The organism is Bacteroidales bacterium (genome assembly GCA_035647615.1).
Classification (GTDB): domain Bacteria; phylum Bacteroidota; class Bacteroidia; order Bacteroidales; family 4484-276; genus SABY01.
In genome coordinates, this window is the sequence record DASRND010000017.1 from 81,349 (window position 1) to 105,769 (window position 24,421).

Here is a 24,421-nt window from a genome sequence, read left to right on the forward strand (position 1 = left end):
ATCAAAACCTTCCCGTTTCTAAGTATTTAAAATAGTCGTTGAGCACTTTCGCTGAGCGTCGGCCATCGGTTCGTATTTCGAGCAGCGCAGGAGCTTCCGCATCCGGACCAAGAAACGCGGGCAGTAATTCCGCAAGCGTTTGTTCGTCGGCAGCTTCAAAACATTTAATATCAAAAGACTTTGCCAAAGCGATCGCACTTCGCTGGTGGCGGGCTTCAAAAACAGTTTCAAGATGATCGGTATCCGAAGGGCCGGGGATGATCCTGAAAATGTTGCCGCCGCCGTTGTTAATTACAATGATCCGGAGATTTTTGTTCAGATAATTATTCCACAATGCATTGCTATCGTAAAAAAACGAAAGGTCGCCCACGATGGCCACAGTCAGATTTTCAGAAAGATGCGCTGCTCCCGCGGCTGTGGATAAACAGCCGTCGATGCCGCTGGTACCTCGGTTGGCAAAATGACGCATCCCTGCAAGATGATCGAAAAGCTGACCATAACGCACCGGACTGCTGTTGCCCAGATGCAGATCGGCAGGCTGAGGCAGCTCGTCGAAGATTAGCGCGTAAGCTTTAAAATCAGAAAACGGGCATTGCTTTAAAAATTCGCTGTGCCGCCGGTTGGCAATGGCGCACTGCTCTTTCCATTGCTGATGATAATCACTCTTTCCTTCCTGCAAAAGCGACGCAATCTGATCAAAAAAAGCGGAAACTTCAGCGTGGATGCTGTGCATCAGGCATTGGTATGTATCGGGATGATCGGGCGAAGCATTTACATGCAAATGATGCGTTGGCTTATGCTTTCGCAGAAATGTTTTGATGCGCTTGCTCACCACCGCCTCACCAAAAGTGATCAGTAGCGTGGGCGCAAAATCTTTCTGGCGGTCGCCAATGACTGACAGTAGTTTATCGATGCACGCAACACCGTTTTCGTTATTAAGATTTGAAATATTTTCTGTCAACAAAATGCATTGCGGCAACACGGCAATTTTGCGCAAAGCGTCATTCATTATGATGTCGCCATTATTTTGTCCGGCCAGCAGCATTACATTTTCAGTAGTATTAATAAGATCGGCTATCTGCCGGAGATCGTCATCAGCAACCGAATATTTTAGCTTCGGCTGATGAATAATGCGTGGCTTTTCGGGTTCCATTTCCGTAATGCCATAAAGCGGTTCGGCAAACGGCAGATTGATTTGCACAGGCCCTGGGACGGGAAAACGGCATTTATTGATAGCTTCATTAATCAGCCGGTTGGTCATCCAGCGGCTGTCGGCAGTGTCGTGATTTTGTGGCAACTCATAACTTCCGCGGATGAAATTGCGAAAAGCATCCCGTTGGCGGATGGTTTGTCCGTCGCCCTGATCGATCCATTCGGTGGGGCGGTCGGCGGTAAGGATTAACAAAGGAACCTTCTGATAAAAGGCTTCCGCAATGGCCGGAGCATAATTGAGCATGGCAGTGCCGGAAGTGCAGGCTATGGCAACGGTGCGCCCGCTCTGATTGGCCATCCCCAAAGCAAAGAAGGCGGCGCTACGTTCGTCCACAATGGTGAAGCAGTTGAACTCATGCAACGAAGCAAATGTGTTGATGAGTGGCGCATTCCGCGAACCTGGCGAGAATACTACCTCCACGATGCCTTTCGCCCGCATAATCTCCGCAAGCAGTTGTGCGGAATATTTATCAGAAATCATCATCATTTGTTTTTAAAATCATTCAGTGCGCGCCCCATGCTGGCCATTTTCATTTCAGTTTCGTGCCACTCCTTTTCCGGGTCTGAACCGGCGGTTATGCCTGCACCGGCGTATAGAAGATTGCCTTCACCAAGTAGCTTCATGCAGCGCAAATTGACGTAAACATCCGTTTGCCCGTTTATGTTGAGCATGCCCAGAAATCCGGAATAATAGGCGCGGTTGTGTTTTTCAGTTTTTAAAATATAATCCTTAGCAATATCTGCCGGCATGCCACAAACCGCCGGGGTAGGATGCAAAGCTTGCAGCAACTTACCGGCATTGCCGGATTTAAAAGAAATTTCAGTGCAAATATGTTCGATGGCTCCGGCAGTTCGCGTAAAAGGCGCAGCACAATGAATGTCGTTAGCGTCATTACTCACAAGCTTTTCGATGATGTAATCGGTTACGAATTTCTGTTCCAACTGCTCCTTTTCAGGCCATGGCGAAAAAGGTGTTTGCGCAGAATGAGCACGCGTTCCGGCCAGCGCCATGGTTTGATATTCGTCAGCATGTCCGCGCAGCAACAATTCCGGAGTGGCTCCCATCCACCAGCCGGTGACAGACGTATAAAAAAGACAGACAAAAGCGTCAGGATATTTTGACTTTAAAAGCTGAAGCAAACTGCCGGGAGGGATATCCTCGCGACGCTTGACAAATTTTTGTCGCGAAAGCACAACCTTATCTATTTCGCCTTTGCGTATTAATTCGATGGCGTTGCTGCATTGAGAAATAAATTCTTCTTTGGGAGTTTCTACAAAATTCTCATCAGAGCTATTATTAGTAAAATCGAAGCTTCCGCTGAAATCACCAACATACCGTACAATTTCATCTTCCCCCTGCAACAATCCTTTCGGCGAAAGCAGTAAAACCGGATTTTGTTTTGAAACCACAAACGGAGCCATTACAAATCCTGAACGATCATGCAGTTGGCTCAAATCACTAATGTGCTCCGCCTCTCCCTCCTGCTGCACCACAGCCATTGGAATATTACTGCCGGGCAAATACCAGACGGCAAAGCCGGAGGATTCGTTTCGGGCTTTGGCAATAAAACGTTCGATTAAAATTTCCAGACTCATCGCGGAACGATAAAGTTGGTGAGGCGAATCGTAGAGATCAGGCGCTGATTTTGGTCGGTGATGTCGATATTCCAGAGGTGCGTGCGTTTGCCTTGATGGATGATCTCGGCGCGGGCATACACCCAACCTCCCGTTGCCGACCCCACGTGGTTGGCAGTGATGCTACTTCCGCGCACATCATATTGGGAACCATCTATCAGCACAAGTGAGCCAAGTCCGCCAATGGTTTCGGCAAAGGCAATGTTGGCACCACCGTGTAAAATATGGCCGGGACGCCAGGTGCGTTCATCCACGGGCATACGGCCGCACACGTAATCATCGCCAATTTCGGTGTATTCGATGCCCAGGTTTTGTATCATTGTTCCATGGCTGGATTGGTTGAGCTCGGCCAGATTCGTATTTTTATCGATTTTCATATTAGCGCTTCAAATAATTGGATGACTTGCTTTTTAATAAAGTACCTTTTACGACGGGCAAAGGTAAATAAAAAGCCTCCCACGTGCGCGTTTCGTCACATTGGGTTGATGGAATGACTGGAAAAGATGGGAAGGAAGGGGAATTCTTACTTACATAGCAATAAAATAATCGGTGCATTGTGGATGTAGATTTTGTGCTGAAAGTGATTTACATCCAACTGAACATCCAATTTATTCTTGCCACAAAAAACAATGACATTCCTAAATGGAATCGAAAGGTTCATATTTAGTGACTTTTAATAAAAAAAGGGTTACTTAGTTTAACACCAAATAACCCTGTTTTATCAATGATAGTGGAGCTGCAGGGAGTCGAACCCTGGTCCAAACAAGCAGCAATAGAGATTTCTACACGCTTAGTTTATTCTTGATTGTCGGCAACAGGCAGGCAACAAACAGCCAACCTGAAACTTATCTTCTTTGTTTTCGCCACAAGCCCGAAGCTTGCATGTGGCTAGTCTTTAATTGCTTCACCCCGAACTCAGACAGGAAAAAGACTTATCCGCCTGCGGGATGTCTCGTCCTCGACACCTGGTGTCGGGATTGGGCGCTAGTCTACTAAACTTCGACTAGGCTGCGAGAGCGTAGTTATTATTGCCAGTTATGGCTTTAGGAATAGTTGATAACGAGCCACATTCCAAATGCCCGGCATGCTTACTGTACCACTTCCTTGCTGTCAAAACCAATCAGCCCCAAATTTTTCAATGAACGATGAATCTTAAAACGTAACGGCAAAGGTAATATTTTACAGGCTCCAAGTCTTGCAATTATCATACCGGCAAAAACGACACCTCAATGATAAATTCCATGAATCAATAAATCATCCGCCAATAGTCGGAGTAAACAGTTCCAAGTAAATTTCAATATAGAAATTTCAATAACAAAACTGCTCCGGATTTGAAATTTGGAAATTTGGAAATTATTTGACTTTTGGAGCTTGGAATTTACAATTCTACTTTCCGTCCCTTTATCCACCACCTTTTTTATCTTTGCCTTTCATATCAAAAACGACAACTATGCGTATCCCCATTTATCAGATAGATGCTTTCGCAGATAAAGTTTTCAGCGGAAATCCTGCGGCAGTATGTCCACTCCCCCACTGGCCCGATGATGCGCTGATGCAACAAATAGCCAAAGAGAACAACCTTTCGGAAACAGCCTTTTTTGTAAAGTCCGGCAACGTTTATCAAATTCGCTGGTTTACGCCCACGGTGGAAGTAGATTTGTGCGGACATGCAACACTGGCTGCGGCACACGTACTTTTTGAACATCTTGGCTTCTCCGGCGACATCCTCTTTTTGACTTCTCGTAGCGGCAATTTGCGTGTTAAAAAACAAGACGATATGCTGGTGCTGGATTTTCCGGCAGGGTTTTATGAAGATGTAGAAGCACCAACGATATTAAAAGAAGCGGTGGGCAAATCAGTGCTGTACACTGCTGAGGCACTCGATTATCTGATGGCTGTTTACGACAATGAGGATTTTATCAGAACTTTACAACCGGATTTTCAGTTTCTCCGCCAGCTTCCTTATCATGCGGTAATCGTGACTGCGCCGGGAAAAAGCTGCGACTTTGTGTCGCGGATGTTTGCTCCGGCCATTGGCATCGACGAAGACCCGGTGACGGGATCGGCACACACCATCCTCACACCCTATTGGTCGAAAAAGCTGGGCAAGGTGCATTTGCTGGCGCGGCAGATATCGGAACGTGGCGGCACGCTCCACTGCAAAATGTCGGGCGACCGCGTAGAAATTGGCGGCAAAGCGGTGACCTATCTTACCGGACATATTGAAGTATGATGTAAAGCTCCAAAAAACAATAAGACAAGCTCCAAACAAATCTCAATGGCCAGGTTTCGGCTAGTTGGCTTCGACTACGCTCAGCCACCGCAACCAGCTCTACCAGCGGCTATACCAGGGAAATGATCAGCTAAGTTTGAAATTTGAAATTTGGAATTTATTTGTCTTTTGAAATTTGCGAGTTGGAATTTGAAATTTTCTCCTCGCTCCCACTCCACTGCAACGCCATCACCGTAATGTCGTCGGAAGGGGGCTGGTTTCCGGTGAACTTTTTGAGCTGCTGCATCAAGCCGTGCAGTAGCTCCCGGATATCCGCGGCACCATCGCTGGTCAGCACAAGCTCCAGATTTTCTTTACTAAAAAAGATATTTTCACTATTTTCGGCATCCGTTACGCCATCGGTGTAAAGCACCAGCTTATCACCCGCATTCATCTGTAATTTCCCGGTTTTGTAACTCACCTGATCGACCACTCCGAGCGCCGGGCCATGCGTAGCTTTCACCTCATACAATTCGCCTTGCTGCAACAGATACGGATAGTTGTGGCCTGCGTTGCAAAAGTTTATCGCGCCGGTACGTGTGTCGAGCAAACCTATGAAGAAGGTGGTAAAGACTGCATTTTCATTCTGGCTCACCAAAATGTCGTTTATTCTACCTACAATCTTACTGAGACTTTGGGTAGCATAAGCTGCCGAGCGAGTGAGCGTGAGCGCAATGGCCATAAACAACGCGGCAGGAATACCTTTGCCCGCAACATCGCCCATGGCAAAACAAACGGTATGCTCATTAACATCAAAAAAATCGTAGAAGTCGCCGCCAATTTGAAGGGCAGGCTTTAGTGTAGCCGCAATGTTGAAATTTCGGTTTTCACAGAAATTAGTAAAGTCGCTGCGCAAATATCCCATTTGTATGTCGTGAGCCACGCGCAGCTCGCCCTCCACCCGATCTTTGTAACGTTGCGTAGCCATCAGATTTTTGATGTAAGCCTGCAACTCCGTTTGCATGGTTTCAAGCGAATCCTTGAGCACCATCACCTCATCGTTGGAGGGCACTGCGGGCATTTCCACGGTCAGATTGCCCTGACCAATTTCGCGGGCACTTTGCGAAAGCTGCTGCAACGGACGGGTAAGGCGACGGGTAATGAGGAGAATGGTGAAGATTATCAACAAAAAACCGACTATGCCGGTGGCAGTGGTTATAATAGTGGTGAGATAAAGATCGCTAAGCAGGTCACGCTTCGGGAAAACCACCGCCACCGACCATCCCGTTTGCGCCACGGGCATGTAATAAACCAGTGATTTAAAGTTTTCAAACACCCAATCTATGGTAACAAATCCGCTGTGCCCGGCCAGCATTTGATCGGCCAGCATCACCAGATCGGGATTGTTGATTTGTTTGGCTGTTTGATAAATATCGTTCTCAAAATTGGCTTCACCTCTTGGCCGTACCAGCGGTTTACCTTGCTGCGAAAGGATAAAAACATAATCGCGCTGATGCTGTTTTCTTTTTTCTATCACCTCGCGAAGCCAGCTCAGGCGTAGCTCCACTCCTATCATCCCGCGGATACGGGTGCTATCATCCACACTCAAATATGCCGGCACCAGGTAAGCCACACTAAGCTCATTGCCTCCTGCATTTTTATAGGCTTCACTCCAAAATGGTTTATTTTCGGTTTTCAGTCGCATGGCCCATGTGCGGAGTTTTTCAACAAAAGCATTCTCCATCGTGTCGGAATGGGCACCATGCTGATAAAAAAGAAAATTCGGCTGGTTGTCTGTTGGTGAAGTTTTGTCGAAATAAACAGCGAAGCCTCCGGGAATACGCTCATTGTTGGTGGTGAGCAACTGCAACAGGATAGCAATTTCATCGCTGTCAAGCTGATCCTGCGAGAGGTAACCTGCCAAATATTTGGTGGGCAGCTCTACGCGCAAAAGCTCCTGCTGAATCTCACTGACGATGAGTGCCGAAATATTGCGCGCATCTGTATGGGCATCTTCCAGCAGGTTGGAACGTGTAAACCAAAAATTTATGAATACGATTATTATAAAAATAGCCAGCACGATGGCAGAGATGGTATAGGTGAGCCGGGCAGTAAGGCTTCGGTATTTTTTCATGAATACATTTTTATCAATTTTCTCTTCTCCTACTTCAACAGGGTTTCCAGCGTTATTTTTTGCGCCGAAATCGTTGCGGTGTCCTCAAACCTGCAAACAGCAAGTTTGTAATCATCTTCCAGGTTAAGTTGGTTCAGGGTCTCGCTCAACTGCTGACCATTGGCGTAAAGCCTGAACTGTTGCTCTTCGTGTCGCACCACAAAAGTATTGAGCGGGCGGGTAAGACCAGTTCCCAAAGCTTTAAGGTAACTTTCTTTAAGCGTCCAAAGATCGAAAAAAAACGATCGCTGTAATTCCGGAGGCTGAGAGATGAGTTGCGCATATTCTTCTTTGGCAAAAAAACGCCGGGCTACGGCTAGATTCACATCCCTCACCTTTTCCACATCAACACCCACAGGCGCTTCCGACAGCGCCACCACCACCCATTGGCCACTATGCGACACATTGAAATGTATTTCGGGATGCTTGTCGAAAACAGGTTTCCCGATGGGAAGTTTTTCTACTGTCAATTGATTGGCGGGCAAACTGTACATATTTCCTGCCGCCCACTGGAGCAACATCCTGCCCAAAACCTTACGCTGAAACACTGCCCGATGGCCGTATCGCCAGGGTGCCGGTCGCCGTGATGGCTCCAACGCCTGCAACAACGCCGGTTCCGCTTTGTTAAAAACACCTTCATCAGGCAGCATTATGGCATACACTTCAGTCATCTCTTCTATTTTTTACAAATAAAGAAAAGGTTTGTTTATCCTTCCCGTTTATTATAATCAAAAATCATTGTCGTCCGGTAAAAAAATCCTTACTAAAAAAGATTCTTCGCTTCATTCCGAAACCTCAGGATTTCTTCAACATAACGATATGACAAAACCATTTCACAGCCCTAAAGTTGTGGTGTTGATGATTCTATTTTTTTGGAATAGATTTCAATCACTTACAGAAACTTGTCATTGTAGTCCCAATATTTCGGGAAAGAATCTATCGTTAACCAAACAGTTGTATTAAATAAATTAAAAGACAACACACGAATCCGGGCATTCAGCAGTTAATAAAATGCTAAATCCGAGAAGGTGAACCGAAAAGATTTCTTTTTTATTCTACATTTGCAGCCAAATGCTTTAGGGGACAAAGTTTTATTATAATGAATCTGAGATTTCTAATCCTGTTTTTTGTATTTGTATTAGCCAGCTATAATGCGCCTACCAACCAAAACGTGGCGCCCGACAGCAAGCCGCTAACCATACCCGATACCCCCCCGCCACTTCCTGCGTCTTCAATCAGCAAAATAGATTCGCTGGTGGATCGGGTTCTGAGGCGCAACCGTTTTAACGGTTCGGCACTGGTGGCTGTGGATGGTTATCCTGTAGCAGAATACTGCCATGGCTTCGCCAATCTCGACACCAAAGACACCCTGGACGGCAACACCGTTTTTCAGATTGCCTCTGTGAGCAAAAGTTTTACAGCACTCTCGGCACTCATTCTCTACGAACGCGGCCAAATCGATTTGAACGCACCAGTAGTGAATTATATCCCCGAATTTCCCTATCCTAAAGTCACGATAAAACACCTGATGCAGCACACCTCAGGATTACAGAACTACATGTATTTTGTTGATAATTATTGGCCCGAAGAGCAACCCCTCACCAACGAAGATGTGCTGCAACTGCTCATCGATCACAATCCAAACCGCGACTGCTGGCCGGGACAACGACATATTTACAGCAACACCGGCTATGCCATGCTCGCACTGGTGGTAGAGCGTGTATCAGGCAAGCGTTTTTATGAATTTGTACGCGACGAAATTTTCGATCCGCTGGGAATGAACAGCACCTTTGCCTGGAACGCAACAGATACTCAAACATGCCGCATGGCCATTGGCTATGCCGGAAGGTATCGCCGTGGCCGCCACAATCACAGCCCTCTCGACGAAGTATTGGGCGATAAGAGCATCTACAGCACCACCCGCGATCTGCTCAAATATGACCAGGCATTGTATTCTTCTTTGCTTGTAAGCGACACCACCCTGCAGCAAGCCTTCTGCCCTACCGTTACCCGCCGTGGACGCTCCTACAACTATGGCTTTGGCTGGCGCCTGAAAGAAATGAACGGCCACCGCGTAATTTATCACAACGGCCTCTGGAACGGTTTTACCTCAAGCCTCACACGTATTCCCGACGAGCGCATCACAGTGATACTGCTCAACAACACCAACGCACAGGTATCGTCGCTGGTAGAGCAGCTTTACCGTATCATCAGCTGCGAAATAAAACCGCAAACATTACTTGCAAGTAAAAAGTGAAAATATTAGGTGTAAAGATTAATCAAAGAAATAATCTTTATTTTTGTGCCTCATCAACCGAACAATTGCAAAACATATAAAAACAAAACATTATGATTGAAAACATGAACAAACTCGTTTTGGTGCCGACAGATTTTACCCCTGTTGGTGACAATGCCATTAGTCAGGCCGCCGAAGCTGCCCGTTTTTTAGGGTATAAAGTGGTTGTGCTTCACGTAATCGATAAGACCACCAAAGCGCAGCTAAAGAAAGAAAGCCTTGATGAGACCTCGGTAGAAGACAAACTGCAAGCTATCGTCGACGACCTCAAATTAAACTATGGTGTCGAAGCTGAAGGAGTGACACGTGAAGGCAACATTTTTACCACCATCAGCGACGTAGCCAAAGAGCTTGGCGCCAACATACTTTATCTGGGAACCCATGGCAAGGTAGGCATGCAGCACCTCACGGGCAGTTATGCACTCAAAGTAGTTACCAGCTCACCGGCGCCGGTAATTGTGGTGCAAAAACGTTCTTTCAACGAAGGTTATCGCCATATCGTCCTACCTATCACCAGCGATTCGGGACCCTGGGAAAAAACAAAATGGGCAGCACATATTGCCAAGCAATTCCGCTCCGAAATTCACATCTACCAGATGAATGGGCGCGAGATTGATGAAGCCGTAAATCAAATCACTGAATTTTTTGATAAAAATGATGTGAAATACACCGTACGCGAAGCAGCAAAAAACACCAACTTTGCCAAGCAGATCACCGATTATGCCACCAGCAACAATGCTGACATGGTGATGATTATGACCGACCCCGACCAAAGTTTCGCAAAGTTTATCCTCGGCTCGTGGGACGAACAGATTATCTTCAACGCAGCACAAATACCTGTGATGTGCATCAACCCACGCAAGCTCAACTGGCAAAAAATTGTTTCTTATTAAGCTCGTCAATAAAAAATTATCAGGAGCCGGATCACAAACTTCCGGCTCTTTTTGGTTTAATCCTTAGCTGACCAATCATTGATGTCATGGATTTTGAAAATCTGAAAAAGGATGTTTTACAGATGTTGTCGAAAGAGCTTCGGCCGACGCTCTATTACCACGACATCCACCACACCCTCGACGTGTACTCCTCTGCCAAAAGACTGGCGCAGCTTGAAGGCATTAGCCCTGATGAAGAACTGCTGATAAAAACCTCTGCGCTGCTCCACGACTCGGGAATGCTGAGAGCTTACGACGGACACGAGATTGCTTCCTGCCAGATTGCCCGCGAAATGTTGCCACAATACGGCTATTCAGAAGATAGCATTGGCCAGGTGTGCCGGATGATTCACACCACGCGGTTGCCGCAATGTGCCGTCACACTCTCTGAAAAAATTCTCTGCGATGCCGACCTGGACTATCTCGGCAGGGAAGATTATTTTATGATTGCCCAACGACTCAGGCTCGAGTGGAACATGCAAAATACGCGGGTGACGACCCTCAAAGAGTGGTATGAGCTTCAGGTGAAGTTTCTCGAAGTACACCGCTACTTTACCCACTCCGCCAAAGTTACCAGAAACGAAGGCAAGCAAAAAAACCTAATCCAGATTAAAGAAATTCTCTCGATTAAATATTAATATGAATCGCATCACAAGCCTGATGTCAGGCGCTAGCGACAAACTTTTCCCATCAACATGACATCCATTAAAACTTCAATAATAAATTATTGGGATCGCCATCCATTGCTTTCCGTAATGTGGATTGCTGTATTTCTTCGCCTGGTGGCAGTGATTTTTGCCCGCGGTTGGGGCATGCTCGACGATCATTTTCTGGTGATAGAGATTGCACAGTCGTGGATCGACGATGGAAATTTCAACCACTGGCTGCCGTGGGATGCCGAAAACGAAGGCCCAACGGGTCACAGCTTTTTCTACGCCGGCCTGCATTATTATTTCTTCCGATTTCTCGAATGGCTTCATCTCACCGACCCGCAGAGCAAAATGCTGGTGGTGCGCGCACTGCATGGCGCCTGGTCGCTGGTTGTAGTTTATCTTGGTTTTCGCATTGCCCATCGACTGGCCGATGTAAAGGCAGCGCGGCTCACCGGACTGCTGCTGGCGGCTTTCTGGTTTATGCCCTGGATAAGCGTCCGCAATCTGGTAGAAGTTTTTGCCATCCCTTTTCTCATGATCAGTATCTGGATGCTGATGATTAAAAACGAACACCGGCGGGAGTGGTTATGGATTTTAGCAGCCGGCTTTGTAGCGGGGATAGCTTTTTCAGTAAGGTTTCAAACCGCGATCTTTGCCGGTGGTCTGGGACTGGTGTTGCTTTGGCGTCGGGAAATCCGGCAGGCACTGCTCTTCGGAGCAGGCTATTTGGTGGCAATTGCGCTGTTGCAAGGTTTGGTCGATATCATCATTTGGCAACAGCCATTTGCCGAGCTTACCGAATACGTGCGGTACAACATGACAAACCGCTACGGCTACCTTACCGGCGAATGGTACAAATATCTGGTGGTGCTCATTGGCTTCCTCATTCCACCCGTCAGTATTTTTCTGCTTATCGGAATGTTCAAACATCCGCGTAAGTACCTGCTGATCCTGCTTCCAACGCTGCTTTTCCTGGCGTTTCACTCGTGGTTTCCCAACAAGCAGGAGCGGTTTATCATCACCATCATTCCCTTTATCATCACCATCGGAGTACCGGGTTGGCTCGCCATCGTGCGCGACAGTAGCTGGCTTCAGCGCCACCGAAAATGGATCAGCGGAAGCTGGATATTTTTCCTGATCATTAATACTCTTTTATTATTTGCGGTAAGCACCATGTATTCCAAAAGGGCGCCGGTGGAAGCGATGAGTTATCTCAAAAAATATAAAGATATCGAAGCCATCGTAGTGGATAACAGTACGCATGCCAGTGTGCCGCTGATGCCGCAGTTTTATCTGGATCAGTGGGTCGAAATATATGAAGTTACCACCGTGCATCCTGTCGGGCTGCTACCGCGCAGTATGAGTTTTAAAGATATAGAACCCGACTTCGTCCTATTTATCCGCGACGAGGAGCTGCCACAACGGCTGGAAGCGATGCGCGAGCTATTTCCTGAACTTGAGTACGAAACCACCGCCGAACCTGGATTTCTGGATAAAATGCTGCACTGGCTCAACCCACACAACAAAAACGACTGGATTATTATCTACCGGAATATGGGGAAATAATCAAAACAAAATCTATTTTTTCTGCATTTGAAAATTCATTTCGCTATTTTTATCAAAGAACTAAATAGCCCATTGCCTGTTAGGTCTATTATAAAAAACATTTATTTATGAAAAAACTACCATTTTACTTAATGATTTTGCTAATTGCCGGCTGTACGGCAGGCAACAAAACTGACACAAAAACGCCCGCTTCGGCTCAGCTACATCAACAAGCAGTAGGCACCTGGTTTGGTGAAATACCCTGCGACGATTGTGATGCCATCGCCTGGCAGCTCACATTACTTAGCGACAGCACCTTCGACCAGAAGCGCACATTCATCGGGCACGACAGACCAAACGAAATCGGCAGTGGCGCCTGGCGTCTTGACGCCGACAGTACCCTTACGCTCGCTGGCACCGACGAAGTCTCACTATTTTTCGGTGGTGCATACCTCAGGAAACTGCCCATGGAGAGTGAAAAACAAGCTACCGGTCAGCACGAATTTTACAAGCTGTATCGAAAAACCACCGAAACAGACCCTTTTATTAATTATCAAAAAGCTGATGTTGGCATCGATTTCATAGCTACTGGCAACGAGCCTTTCTGGTCGCTGGAAATAGACTTTGAAAACAAAATGGTGTTTGAAGCTCTGGATGCTTTCAGCATCACCACTCCGGCAATCGATCCTGAAGAAGCCACCCATGAAGATACCGTGCGCTACAAAACCCAAACTAAAGCGGGCACACTTGTCGTTGACATAATCCACCAAACCTGCACCAACAATATGTCGGGCGATAAAAGCGAATACAAAGTCGATGTACAGGTAAAATCCTCCACTGACAAGAGGTTTAAAAACTATTCAGGCTGTGGAAATTTCCTTGGCAACTATCGCCTCAACGGTGCCTGGCAGCTGCACCGAATGGGCAACAGCAACATTGCTCCCGGTGGCGACCAAAAAATCCCTACCCTGCACATGTCTATCAATCATCATCTGGCGTATGGCTTTAGCGGCTGCAACCGTTTCACCGGCAAATTGGAGAGTAGCGCCGACAGCCTCACCTTAAGCTATGTGGCTTCTACCCGCATGGCCTGTCACGACGATACGCTCGAAAATCACTTTCTGAAAATCATTTCCGAAAAGACACTTCCTTTCCGCGTAAGCGAGAACACACTGCTTTTGGGCAGCGGCGAAGATGTGCTTTTGTTTGGTAAGTTGGAGGAATAAGCTGCAAAGAGGCATTATGCCTTTATTTTATAATAAAAAAGGCCTTCTTATTATTTTTAAGAGGCCTTTTTTTTGCGATTGAATAATCAGCTTAGTCGCGGCGCCCAAGGAAAATCATCAGATAATACATCAAGGTGGCAAGCGATGCGAGTGCGGCTACGACATAAGTCATGGCGGCAGAACGCAGGCTGTCTTTGGCCATACCATGCTGCTGCGACGAAACGATGCCACTGCTTTCGAGCCACACCAGTGCCCGTCGCGAAGCATCGATCTCCACAGGCAAGGTGATAAAACTAAACAACGTGGTGGCGCCAAACAGGACGATACCAATGAGCAGCAACTGCGGGAAAACGTTAATGAGCAAAATGCCGGCCAGCAGCACCCACTGCACCCATCGTGAACTGAAACTTACCACCGGCACCAGCGCCGAACGCATTTTGAGCCAGGCATAGGCCTGTGCGTGCTGCAGCGCATGCCCCGTTTCGTGCGCCGCTACAGCAGCAGACATTACACTGCGTCCCCGATAAATTTCCGGACTCAGATTGATGGTACGGTTGACGGGGTTATAATGATCGGTGAGTTGTCCTTTTACCGATCCAATCTTTACATCATGGATGCCATTCTGGCGCAGCATCTCGGCCGCCACCTCATGGCCCGTCATACCCCCAGCCAAAGGAATCTTTGAATACTTGGCAAACTTCGCTTTGAGCTGCGACTGTACCAACCAGCTAAGCAGCATAAACACCCCGAAAATAATCAGATAGATCATCATTGCTATTAATTTTTTAAAATGTCGGCAGGGTTTGCAAATTGTTTGCCAGAGGCAGGCTTTGGCAGATACAGCAATCTTTGCGGCAAAATTGGTCGAAACGACTTATTTTATCATCTTCATAAAATCATCTTCGCTGATGATCTTTATCCCAAGCTTCTCGGCTTTGGCAAGTTTGGCAGGTCCCATGTTTTCGCCGGCCACTACATAATCGGTGTTGCCGGAGATGGCGCTAAGATTTCGGCCACCATTGGCTTCGATGACTTCTTTGATGCCGTCGCGCGAGTAGTTTGCAAAGGTTCCACTCACCACGAATGATTTATTTCCAAGCTTCTGTGACGCTGCTTCGGCGGGCTTTTCCATTTCCATCTGCAGACCATATTCTTTGAGCCGGCTCACCAGCTCCTGATGTTCGGGACGTGAAAACCATTCGAGTACACTGCCGGCAATGCGGTCGCCGATTTCGTGTACCGCCACCAGCGATTCATAATCTGCCTGCATCAGCGCCTGCATCGAACCAAAATGCTCGGCCAGTTTGCGTGCAACGGTTTCGCCCACAAATCTAATCCCAAGGGCAAAGAGCACACGCTGAAACGGAATTGCTTTTGAAGCTTCGATGCCCTGCAAGATTTTTTCGGTGGCACGTTTCTGAAAACTTACGATGCGCTCTTTGCGGTCGCCCTCGGCGGGAAACACTTTTTCTAATCCAAAGAGTTTTTCATAATTCAGCGCATACAAGTCGGCAGCATTTTCCACCAGGCCTTTGTCGTAAAGCAACTCTATCTTTCCCTCACCCAGGCTGTCGATATCCATAGCGCGGCGACCGATAAAATGCTCGAGCTTGCCTTTTATCTGCGGCGGACAGTGGTCTTCGTTGGGGCAGTAGTGGGCAACTTCGCCAGGCTGTCGCACCAGGTCAGTTCCGCATTCGGGGCAGTTTTTTATAAACTCTGTGGGAGGTGCCTCAGCAGGACGATTGTCCAGATCGACGCCTGTAATTTTAGGAATTACCTCGCCCCCTTTCTCAACAAACACGCTGTCGCCAACGCGCACGTCGAGCTGCTGCATGATGTCGGCGTTGTGCAATGACGCGCGTCTTACGGTAGTTCCGGCCAGCAGCACCGGCTCCAGGTTGGCCACCGGCGTAACGACACCCGTCCTTCCCACCTGATAGTCGATGGAGAGCAACCGTGTAGCTTCCCGCTGCGCCTTGAATTTGTAGGCAATGGCCCAGCGTGGCGACTTAGCCGTAAAGCCCAGTTGGTCCTGTTGGCGATAGCTATTCACTTTTATCACCACCCCGTCGATATCGAAATCCAGTTTGGTGCGGGCGGAATCCCAATGGTTGATGTAATCAAAAATTTCGTCGATGGTTTTGCATCGCCCAATATGATCGCTCACATTGAGTCCCCATTTGCTGGCAGCCATTAGATTGTCGTAATGATTGTCGTGCGGCAATTCTTCTCCCAGAACAAAATAGATCATGCAAGTGAGACGGCGTTTGGCTACCTCTGCGGAGTCCTGCATCTTAAGGCTGCCCGAAGCGGCGTTGCGCGGGTTGGCAAAAGGCGCTTCATCGTTTTCGGCTTTGAGACGATTCAAGTGTTCAAAAGAAGTGTGCGGCATCAGCACCTCACCGCGAATCTCAATATCTTCCGGCCAGCTTTTGCCATGGAGTTGCAAAGGCACACTGTGGATGGTTTTAACATTGTCGGTTACCTCGTCGCCGGTTTCGCCATCGCCACGGGTAACGCCCTGGGTAAGGCGTCCGGCTTCATAGCGCAGACCAATGGCCACGCCATCGTATTTCAGCTCACACACATACTCCACTTCGCCGGAGATGTTTTTGTGGATACGCTCGATAAAATCACTCAACTCTTCACGCGAATAGGTATTGCCCAGCGAAAGCATCGGATAGCGGTGCCTAACCTGATTAAATTCTTTATTAATCTGTCCGCCTACACGCTGCGTGGGCGAGGTAGGATCGGTAAGCTCCGGAAACTGCTTTTCGAGCGCTTCGATTTCTTTGAGCTTTTGATCAAAATCATAATCTGAAATTACGGGCTGCGACAGTACGTAATATTTATAGTTGTGCTCGTGTAGTTCACGGCTCAGCGCTTCTATCTGCCGGCGGGCTTCCTCTTGAGTCATTGGTTACTGATTTTTATATTTTTGTGGCCAAAGATATAGAAAAGCAAAAGGTTATGAACCTGAAGGATTCTGGCAGCAAAATGGAAAAGCCTGATTGATGGGTTTTAATAACTGAACCCCAGCGGAGTTACCTATCTTGCGTTTTTTTCAGTTCATCAACAAATCAATCAAAATATATTAGCTGATAAGAAACATCGAAAAGTACTGTGGAAAAGTATTTTATTTGCAATTAACCAGACATCAATTAAGCTATCATGGTATCATTTTTAAGTGCGCTTAAATATTAGAAACTTTTAATAAAAAATGGAAACAGAGAACTTTCTATTTGCCTTTGGGCTTACGCTTTTGGCAGGTCTCTCGACCGGCATTGGGAGCGTGATGGCACTGCTTTCGCGGAAGTTTAACCCAAAGTTTCTGGCCGGCTCGCTTGGCTTTTCTGCCGGGGTGATGATCTACGTTTCGTTCGTTGAGATTCTTTCAGAAGCCAAAATTTCGCTTGTGGGGGCACTTGGGGAAAAAATGGGAAATGTTTATACCGTCGTTGCTTTCTTTGCCGGCATAGCGCTGATAGCAATAATCGACTATTTGATTCCCTCATTTGAAAACCCGCATGAGATCAAAAATATAGAAATGAAAAACCTCGACCCCGCCACCGACAAGAAGCTTTTGCGCATGGGTCTGTTTTCAGCGCTTGCCATTGGCATCCATAATTTTCCTGAAGGCCTGGCCACTTTTATGGCAGCTTTGTCCGATCCGACTCTCGGGGTGAGTATTGCGGTAGCCATTGCCATCCACAACATTCCTGAAGGAATTGCGGTGTCGGTTCCCATTTATTATGCAACCAAAAGCCGTAAAAAGGCTTTTTGGCTTTCATTTCTTTCAGGGCTTGCTGAGCCAGTAGGCGCTTTGCTTGGCTATTTTATCCTGATGCACTTTTTCAGTGAATCCACCTTCGGGGTCATCTTCGCAGGCGTGGCGGGCATCATGGTCTATATCTCGCTCGACGAGCTTTTGCCCACCGCCGAAGAATATGGCGAGCACCACATTGCCATTGGCGGAATGATAGCCGGCATGGTGGTGATGGCAATAAGTCTGCTGCTGTTTATCTGATGAGATTTTTTGTAGCTGGCGCCTGCTCTGGTAGAAATAATCTATTTTTGAAATCACAGCAAGAATATTCTCTACCACACTCTGAATTCGATGTTGAGATAAAGAAATGCTTCGTTGTCTGAACTTGTAGCATACGGAAACCACTCCTGATAAGACAATGCTGTGCGCACTTTGGAAATAGGCCTGTACTCAACGCCGGCAATCAGTGCGCTGCCATCGCCGGTGAGGTTCCAGCGCTGCGTGTCGTCGGGCGGTGTGTTGCTGCGCCGGACGTCGTAACGACCAAAAATCCCAAACTTGCTAACTACATGATAAGTGGCAAATGCGGAAAAGACCTTCTCATGATGATTTTCGAAAAAATCTTCATTGCGCTTGATGTCATATTCTGCCCCAAAAAGGAATTTGTCTTTGATTTCATACCCCACAAAATATACTAGCAGCAACTCAGTATTTCTCTTATTGATAATATCGGCATAGCTGCGAACGATCAATCCTTTGTAAGGCTTCAGGGTGAAGCCAAATCCGGCTTTGAATGAATTATCACTTTGCAGATTGTTAAAGCCTTCCCCATTCATCAGCGTAAAATCCAGGGATAACCAATCGGTGGGATTGTATTTAGCGGAAGCGCCCAAATCGGCGCTTGTTGCCAGGCCAAACTCGTCGAGTGCTGATTTGGCAATGTAGCGATGCCCCCAGATGCGCTCCTGAATGTTAAATTGCTGCAACGGAATGATACCGATAGTAAAAGCCCATTTGCCGGCACTGTATTGCAGCCACGCATCTTTGAAATAGGCAAACCGGCGTCGTAGCGTATCTTGTGAAACGTCGCCGGGATTCCCGATATCGATCTGTAATTTGGCTTTGAAATGCTTATCCAATTCAAACTGATAACCCAGATAAGCACGCTTCAACTCAAAGCCCGCCGGATTATCTCCCTGTTTGATACCTGTATAAAAATCTGTAAACACCAACCCTATAGGTTCGCCACGGAAAAAGGGATGCGTGGTGTCCTGTGCTGCCATTTTCCCGGAAACGGACAACAGCATTATCAGAGAAATTATTTGAATATGCGTTTTCATAAATACTAAAATGCAAAGGAAAGCAACAAAGAAAAAATCAAAGCTTAAAAATACTAATAACAAGTTCTTGGATAGAATAATTTTCGATGTAAGGATAGATTCTTCGCTCCGCTACTAATGACAAGTTTTTGTAAATAATTGGAATGCAGTAGATTCCTCCTTTCAGTCGGAATGACACGATCGCGGTGCGGGCAGAGGGGGAGAAATCTATTTCAAAAAACCAATATCATTAACACCATGACTTTAGTGCTATGAAAACGGTTCTGTCATATCGTTATGGGACCAATTTTTTCTTGGTCTGGGGACTCAGAAAGACAGTGGCTGCGGTCGAAGGGTTGTGTAATTTTAACGAAAATGAATTAAAAATTTTACAACTATCGCTTGCTATAGGATATCGCCGGAATCCTATCCGTGAAATTGTAATTCTAAAACCTATCTTCTCATCACTCATCTTTCACCTCTCGTTTCTCACCACTCATTCTTCAAGTCAAATCCGGCATCAGCAGTTCCATTTGGTCTATCAGCTTTTCAAATTCTGTAAAGCAGATGTTGATCTGATTGCGGTCGTCCGCTTGCAGACTTTTATCGATGACACCACAAAAATTCTGAAGAGGAATGATGTTGTGGACAGATGCAATTGGTCGAAGCGTTTCGATAAATGACCGAATAAGTTCAGGGGAAGTATGCTTGTGGCAATTTTTAAACTGAGGAATTATCCTTTTATGAAAATCGCGATTCAACTGCTCATTACCATTTATGTGTTGAAAAATCTCACTGAAATTACGGATACAGTTTGGATGACATACCGGATTATTGAGTGCCGAGTTGAGGGTAAAGTAAAAAACGCTTCCTTTTCCCGGAGTACTCTCTACCCAAATTTTTCCGCCGTTGCGCTCCACAAATTCGCGGCACACGATCAGCCCCAAGCCGGTACCTCGTTCCTGCTGCGTGCCTACCGTCGAATAATTGCTGTCAGAATCGAAAAGCCGGGGCACCTGGACGGCAGGTATACCCACACCAGTATCCGTCACTTTTATCACGGTTTGCAGCGGGTCGTTTTTCATAGCCGACAATGTAATGCTGCCCCCCTCGGGTGTAAATTTGATGGCGTTACTCACCAGATTGCGCAGGATAGTATCGGTCATTTCACTGTCGGCAGTAACCTCCATGTTGTCGTCGGGCAAATGGAATTCGATGGTGATATTTTTGGCTTGCGCCGAAAAGCGTTGCATCTCAAGAGCATCCTCCAGAAGCTGAGCCACCAGCAGCACTTCCGGTCGAAAAGCTATTTTGCCTGCATTGGCCCGCGACCACAACAACAGGTTGTCGAGCAGCGCAAACGATTGCCTGGTGCTATTATAGAGAGTACGGATGATACGTTTGCGCTCCTCGGTCGAATAAGGACTCTCCTCTTCAAGCAATGTCTCGAGAAATCCCAGTTGTGCATTGTAGGGGCTGCGCAAGTCGTGGGCGATGATAGAGAAAAGTTTATCCTTGGTGGCATTGATCTCACGCAATTGCTTGTCGTTGTTTTTTTGTTTGGTAATATCCTGATGCGTCCCGACCATCCGGATGGGGTTTCCAACTTCATCGTAATCGGTTATCATGCCGCTGCCAAGGATATACACCCAGTCGCCGGTTTTTGTTTTCATCCTGAAGGCGCAGCGATACAACGGTTTTCGTCCTTCCAGATAATCCTTCAGCGCTTTCTGAAACAGCACTTCGTCCTCAGGATGCACCATATTCTGCCACGTCATCAGGCGCGGTTTTAGCTCCTCGGCGGAGTAGCCCAACATTTCGGCCCAGCGCGCGTCGAACGCCATTTCATCGGTTTTCATATCCCAATCCCACAAGCCTGCTTTTGTACTTTGCAATGCCATGATCAGGCGCTTCTCGCTCATGCTGTGGGCATCGGCTATTGCTTTGCGCAAAGTAATGTCATCTAAGGAGCCGTATACTTTGCCGTTGCTGCTACCACACAAACTCAATTCTGCCCAAAACAGACTTCCGTCTTTGCGCTGGCATTGCACCTCTGTTTGTGCAGTGTGTGTTTCATCTGTTTTTTTAATAAAAAGATTTTGGATTTCCTCTGCCTTTTCATCACACACAAACTCCCAAACCTTCATCCCAATCATCTCTTCCCGGCTATAACCAAACATTCGCGTCGCCTGAGGATTTATCAGTTTCAAAATCCCATGCTCGGTAACGAACATACCTTTGTTGACGTTCTCCACCAGCTCGCGGTATTGTCCCCCGCCTTCCGCTACTGTCAAAGGAGCCGAATCGATCAGCAGCGACCCGGCTTTGATGCTATGAGGTGTGTTGGTGCTTATCATAACAATTCAAAATTGAGGTTATTTGCGGTGTTAAAAATAGTTAATTATTAGCACCTACAACCTAATTCCCATTTTTTTAACAAAATATTTTTTGCTATGGCCGAATCAACAAATCTAAATAAACCGGCAGATGGTCGCTGAACCCACCCTGATATTTATAACCAAGATAGGTACGATAAGGCTTGTAGCCCAGAAAGGTAGCATCAGTTTCAAGCAAAAAACCGGCATGAAAAACATGCGCACGCTTTTGCTTTACATGCACCATAAGTGTGTCGGCGAGAAGGGCGCCCGAAACCACAAGTTGATCGAAGTGGTTCCAGCTTTCGCGATATTTCAACGAACCGTAAGGCCATTCTGCATCGGGAACCAGCATCAGATTGTAAAGTGCGCCGGGGTCGGCGGGTTGCTCTGGCTTTTTTGCCTGCAGCACCTTCGTCATACTTTCGTCGGTAGGATCATCATTAAAATCGCCCATGATAATGATGGCGGGTGAGGCCAGGGCAGCCGTAAGCGAATCCACCTGGCGGCGCAGCAGTGCGGCGGCATCGTTGCGCCGGCGGACGGTGTTCATATATCCGCCGTAGCGCGACGGCCAGTGATTGACGAAGATGTGGAGCATCTCCCGCCCCATGGCCAGACCTTTCACATACAGAATGTCGCGGGTGCGGTAGCTGGTGTCGTCGGCAAAGGTGAGCGCGATGGCGCTGTCGGCAAAAGGGCGGAACAGGTCGGCGCGATAAAGCAATGCCACATCGATGCCGCGCCGGTCGGGCGACTCATGATGAACGATGCGGTAACCATAATTTTTTAAAGGCGTTTCATAAATCAGCTTCTGCAACACACGCAGGTTTTCGATTTCGCATAGTCCAATGATGGCAGGCGGATCGTATTCGCCCACGGCCATAATCACTTTGTAAATCTTATTGATTTTATCGTACATGCGTTTGTTGGTCCAATGGCGCTCGCCCCCGGGCGTAAACTCCTCGTCGCGGTGCATAGGATCGTCAAGCGGATCGAAAAGGTTTTCGACGTTGTAAAACATGATGCGGTAGCGTGAGCCATCGCCTGCATCAGCAGTTTGCGCCGATGCCAACAAATTCGTCAACACAAACCACACGAATAGCGCAAACACCACGTTAGCCTTTTTCATCGCCATTGTTTATAATTATTGATTTTCAAATTTAGATAAAAACTAACACCATGCCGGCTGTAGCAAAAATATTAATCATCTCGGGGATTCTCCTGGTAGCAGCGGGTATGGTGGTATGGCTGGCACAGGGTCATCTGAGCTGGCTGGGGCGGCTGCCGGGCGATATTCGCATTGAGCGTCCGAACATGAAGTTTTATTTTCCCATCACCACCATGTTGCTCGTCAGTGTGGTGCTAAGCATTTTGCTGTGGATCATCAGAAGATTTTTTTAAAACTATGAGCTACGATCCTGTCAATCCACACGAAAACTTCCCCTGGCGCAAGATCATCCACATCGACATGGATGCTTTTTATGCTTCCGTGGAGCAGCGCGACAACCCGTCGCTGCGCGGCAAACCTGTGGCCGTAGGCGGCAACCGGAAGCGTGGCGTGGTGGCAGCAGCCAGCTACGAATCGCGGCGCTTTGGCGTACATTCGGCTATGCCATCGGTAACGGCAGCACGAAAATGTCCGGGGCTGATTTTTGTAAAACCACGCTTTGAAGTCTATCGCCAGGTATCGGAACAGATTCGTGAGATTTTCTATGAATACACCGATTTGGTGGAGCCGCTTTCGCTCGATGAGGCTTATCTGGATGTGACGCACAACAAACAATCGGTGCCACTCGCTACCGAGATAGCCCGGAAGATAAGAGCGGAAATCAAAGAGCAGCTTCATCTCACTGCTTCGGCAGGGATATCTTACAATAAATTCCTGGCTAAAGTCGCCTCCGACTACCAAAAACCCGACGGCCAGTTTCTTATCCACCCACAGCATGCGCTGGCTTTTATCGACAAGCTGCCCATCCACAAATTTTTTGGCATTGGCAAAGTTACCGCAGGGCGGATGCTGCAACACGGTATCACCAATGGCGCCGACCTACGCTGCCACGAGCTGGTCGATCTGGTAAAATGGTTCGGCAAGTCAGGAAATTATTATTACCACATCGCCCGTGGCCACGACGAACGCGAGGTGACGCCAGACCGCGAACGCAAAAGCATCAGCACGGAGAGCACCTTCGAAACTGACCTCGCCGGGTCGGAAGAAATACACGAACACGTGCGTCAGATTGGCGAAGAGCTGCTGCGTCGGATGCAGAAGAAAAATATCTGTGGACGTACCCTCACGCTCAAAGTAAAATATGCCGACTTCCGACAGATCACACGCAGCCGCAGCCTTACCCGATGCATCCACGACGACGAAACGTTACTGCAATTAGCTCGCGAGCTCACCACCGAAATATTGCCCACACCGCTGGGCATCCGTCTGCTGGGGCTGGGCGTCTCCAACCTCGACACACCCACCGCCGGCGTGCAGCTTACGCTGGATTTTTGAAGACGTGGGGCGCAAAGAGCAGGGCGCAGAGCGCGGAGAGCAGGACACAGGGGGCTTTCAAACTGGCGCGAACATTTTTCAGTCATTAATGATTCGATGTTCTGCGGTTCAAAAATCAAAAAATAATGACTGGGGGGATTATTTGAGTGTTGCCTCTGTTTCTTCCTGCAAAAGTTTTGAAGCATTCACAATCGGCAATATCACCCCGTCGAAATAGGTTCCCTGCATCCGTTCAAGGATAATTCCGCGGGCAGTTGAGTAGCTAACTCCACACATGCTTGTTCCGAGGATACCATCAACCCTCACTTCGTTTCCTTCCTGGTGAATCAGGTAGTCATTCAGGTTTTCGATATGGAAGTGGAACTCTATGCCGTATTCAGCATCCAACCCAATTTGATTCTTTTCCTGATCTAATGCTGAAACTTTTATAAACAACCTGAACCTGCATAGCTTATCCTTAAAATTAAAAGCGGAATCAGTAGCTGTTTCCACAGAATATTCATGAATGGTCTGGGGAGCATCTCTAAATGTTTCGTTGGCTTCGAGATGTGCTTTAAAAACTTTTACA

Annotated in this window: 20 protein-coding genes and 1 other RNA gene; 9 read left to right on the forward strand and 12 right to left on the reverse strand. The window is 47.4% G+C overall.

The features are described from left to right. Position 1 precedes the first annotated feature (1 nt). The 4 genes from menD to ssrA all read right to left on the reverse strand — a co-directional run bounded on the left by menD (position 2) and on the right by ssrA (position 3,975). Positions 2-1,699: a 2-succinyl-5-enolpyruvyl-6-hydroxy-3-cyclohexene-1-carboxylic-acid synthase gene (gene menD, locus VFC92_06310; protein ID HZK07797.1), complete on the reverse strand. Its 1,698-nt coding sequence runs from the start codon at positions 1,697-1,699 to the stop codon at positions 2-4. Further along, the gene (locus VFC92_06315) at positions 1,696-2,808 is read right to left on the reverse strand and encodes an isochorismate synthase (GenBank protein HZK07798.1); all 1,113 of its coding nucleotides are present in this window, start codon (positions 2,806-2,808) and stop codon (positions 1,696-1,698) included. Before VFC92_06315 ends, menD begins: the two co-directional genes overlap by 4 nt. Continuing rightward, positions 2,805-3,224, reverse strand: coding sequence for a PaaI family thioesterase (locus VFC92_06320; protein HZK07799.1), 420 nt, complete (start codon positions 3,222-3,224; stop codon positions 2,805-2,807). Before VFC92_06320 ends, VFC92_06315 begins: the two co-directional genes overlap by 4 nt. Positions 3,225-3,575: 351 nt before the next feature. Next, positions 3,576-3,975, reverse strand: a transfer-messenger RNA (tmRNA) gene (ssrA, locus tag VFC92_06325). A 322-nt stretch (positions 3,976-4,297) separates the two neighbouring features. Between ssrA and VFC92_06330 the strand changes: the two genes are divergently transcribed. Then, positions 4,298-5,080: a PhzF family phenazine biosynthesis protein gene (locus VFC92_06330; protein HZK07800.1), complete on the forward strand. Its 783-nt coding sequence runs from the start codon at positions 4,298-4,300 to the stop codon at positions 5,078-5,080. A 157-nt stretch (positions 5,081-5,237) separates the two neighbouring features. Here VFC92_06330 and VFC92_06335 read toward each other — a convergent pair whose 3' ends face one another. Both VFC92_06335 and VFC92_06340 read right to left on the reverse strand, forming a co-directional pair. Then, a complete protein-coding gene (locus tag VFC92_06335) occupies positions 5,238-7,193 on the reverse strand; it encodes a SpoIIE family protein phosphatase (protein ID HZK07801.1) in 1,956 nt (651 codons plus the stop codon). 29 nt (positions 7,194-7,222) lie between these two features. Beyond that, the gene (locus VFC92_06340; protein HZK07802.1) at positions 7,223-7,903 is read right to left on the reverse strand and encodes a 4'-phosphopantetheinyl transferase superfamily protein; all 681 of its coding nucleotides are present in this window, start codon (positions 7,901-7,903) and stop codon (positions 7,223-7,225) included. Between the two features lie 428 nt (positions 7,904-8,331). Between VFC92_06340 and VFC92_06345 the strand changes: the two genes are divergently transcribed. The 5 genes from VFC92_06345 to VFC92_06365 all read left to right on the forward strand — a co-directional run bounded on the left by VFC92_06345 (position 8,332) and on the right by VFC92_06365 (position 13,884). Continuing rightward, positions 8,332-9,489: a serine hydrolase domain-containing protein gene (locus VFC92_06345; GenBank protein HZK07803.1), complete on the forward strand. Its 1,158-nt coding sequence runs from the start codon at positions 8,332-8,334 to the stop codon at positions 9,487-9,489. 92 nt (positions 9,490-9,581) lie between these two features. Next, positions 9,582-10,421: a universal stress protein gene (locus VFC92_06350; GenBank protein HZK07804.1), complete on the forward strand. Its 840-nt coding sequence runs from the start codon at positions 9,582-9,584 to the stop codon at positions 10,419-10,421. A gap of 86 nt (positions 10,422-10,507) precedes the next feature. Next, positions 10,508-11,098, forward strand: a complete 591-nt coding sequence (locus VFC92_06355; protein HZK07805.1) for an HD domain-containing protein — start codon at positions 10,508-10,510, stop codon at positions 11,096-11,098. A 57-nt stretch (positions 11,099-11,155) separates the two neighbouring features. After that, positions 11,156-12,679: a glycosyltransferase family 39 protein gene (locus tag VFC92_06360; GenBank protein ID HZK07806.1), complete on the forward strand. Its 1,524-nt coding sequence runs from the start codon at positions 11,156-11,158 to the stop codon at positions 12,677-12,679. A 107-nt stretch (positions 12,680-12,786) separates the two neighbouring features. Then, positions 12,787-13,884 carry an META domain-containing protein gene (locus VFC92_06365; protein ID HZK07807.1) on the forward strand — a complete coding sequence of 366 codons (1,098 nt, stop codon included), beginning with the start codon at positions 12,787-12,789 and terminating at the stop codon, positions 13,882-13,884. A gap of 91 nt (positions 13,885-13,975) precedes the next feature. On the opposite strand, the gene VFC92_06370 is transcribed toward VFC92_06365, so the two are convergent. Then, the gene (locus VFC92_06370) at positions 13,976-14,656 is read right to left on the reverse strand and encodes a zinc metallopeptidase (protein HZK07808.1); all 681 of its coding nucleotides are present in this window, start codon (positions 14,654-14,656) and stop codon (positions 13,976-13,978) included. A 102-nt stretch (positions 14,657-14,758) separates the two neighbouring features. Continuing rightward, complete coding sequence (ligA, locus tag VFC92_06375) at positions 14,759-16,804, reverse strand: NAD-dependent DNA ligase LigA (protein ID HZK07809.1); 2,046 nt, start codon at positions 16,802-16,804, stop codon at positions 14,759-14,761. A 303-nt stretch (positions 16,805-17,107) separates the two neighbouring features. On the opposite strand from ligA, the gene zupT reads away from it, so the two are divergent. Next, positions 17,108-17,914: a zinc transporter ZupT gene (gene zupT / locus VFC92_06380; GenBank protein ID HZK07810.1), complete on the forward strand. Its 807-nt coding sequence runs from the start codon at positions 17,108-17,110 to the stop codon at positions 17,912-17,914. A gap of 71 nt (positions 17,915-17,985) precedes the next feature. On the opposite strand, the gene VFC92_06385 is transcribed toward zupT, so the two are convergent. The 3 genes from VFC92_06385 to VFC92_06395 form a co-directional block, all read right to left on the reverse strand. After that, entirely contained in the window at positions 17,986-18,993 is a 1,008-nt protein-coding gene (locus VFC92_06385) for a porin (protein ID HZK07811.1), read from the reverse strand. Between the two features lie 482 nt (positions 18,994-19,475). Beyond that, positions 19,476-21,329 (reverse strand): PAS domain-containing sensor histidine kinase, encoded by a 1,854-nt coding sequence (locus VFC92_06390; protein HZK07812.1) that lies wholly within the window; start codon positions 21,327-21,329, stop codon positions 19,476-19,478. A gap of 94 nt (positions 21,330-21,423) precedes the next feature. Next, entirely contained in the window at positions 21,424-22,479 is a 1,056-nt protein-coding gene (locus VFC92_06395; protein HZK07813.1) for an endonuclease/exonuclease/phosphatase family protein, read from the reverse strand. Between the two features lie 50 nt (positions 22,480-22,529). Here VFC92_06395 and VFC92_06400 point away from each other — a divergent pair, with 50 nt between their 5' ends. Next, a complete protein-coding gene (locus VFC92_06400) occupies positions 22,530-22,751 on the forward strand; it encodes a DUF2905 domain-containing protein (protein ID HZK07814.1) in 222 nt (73 codons plus the stop codon). A 4-nt stretch (positions 22,752-22,755) separates the two neighbouring features. Beyond that, positions 22,756-23,853, forward strand: coding sequence for a DNA polymerase IV (gene dinB / locus VFC92_06405; protein ID HZK07815.1), 1,098 nt, complete (start codon positions 22,756-22,758; stop codon positions 23,851-23,853). A gap of 138 nt (positions 23,854-23,991) precedes the next feature. Here the strand turns inward: dinB and VFC92_06410 are convergent. Further along, positions 23,992-24,421: hypothetical protein (locus VFC92_06410; GenBank protein ID HZK07816.1), on the reverse strand; the 430-nt coding region annotated here is incomplete at its 5' end.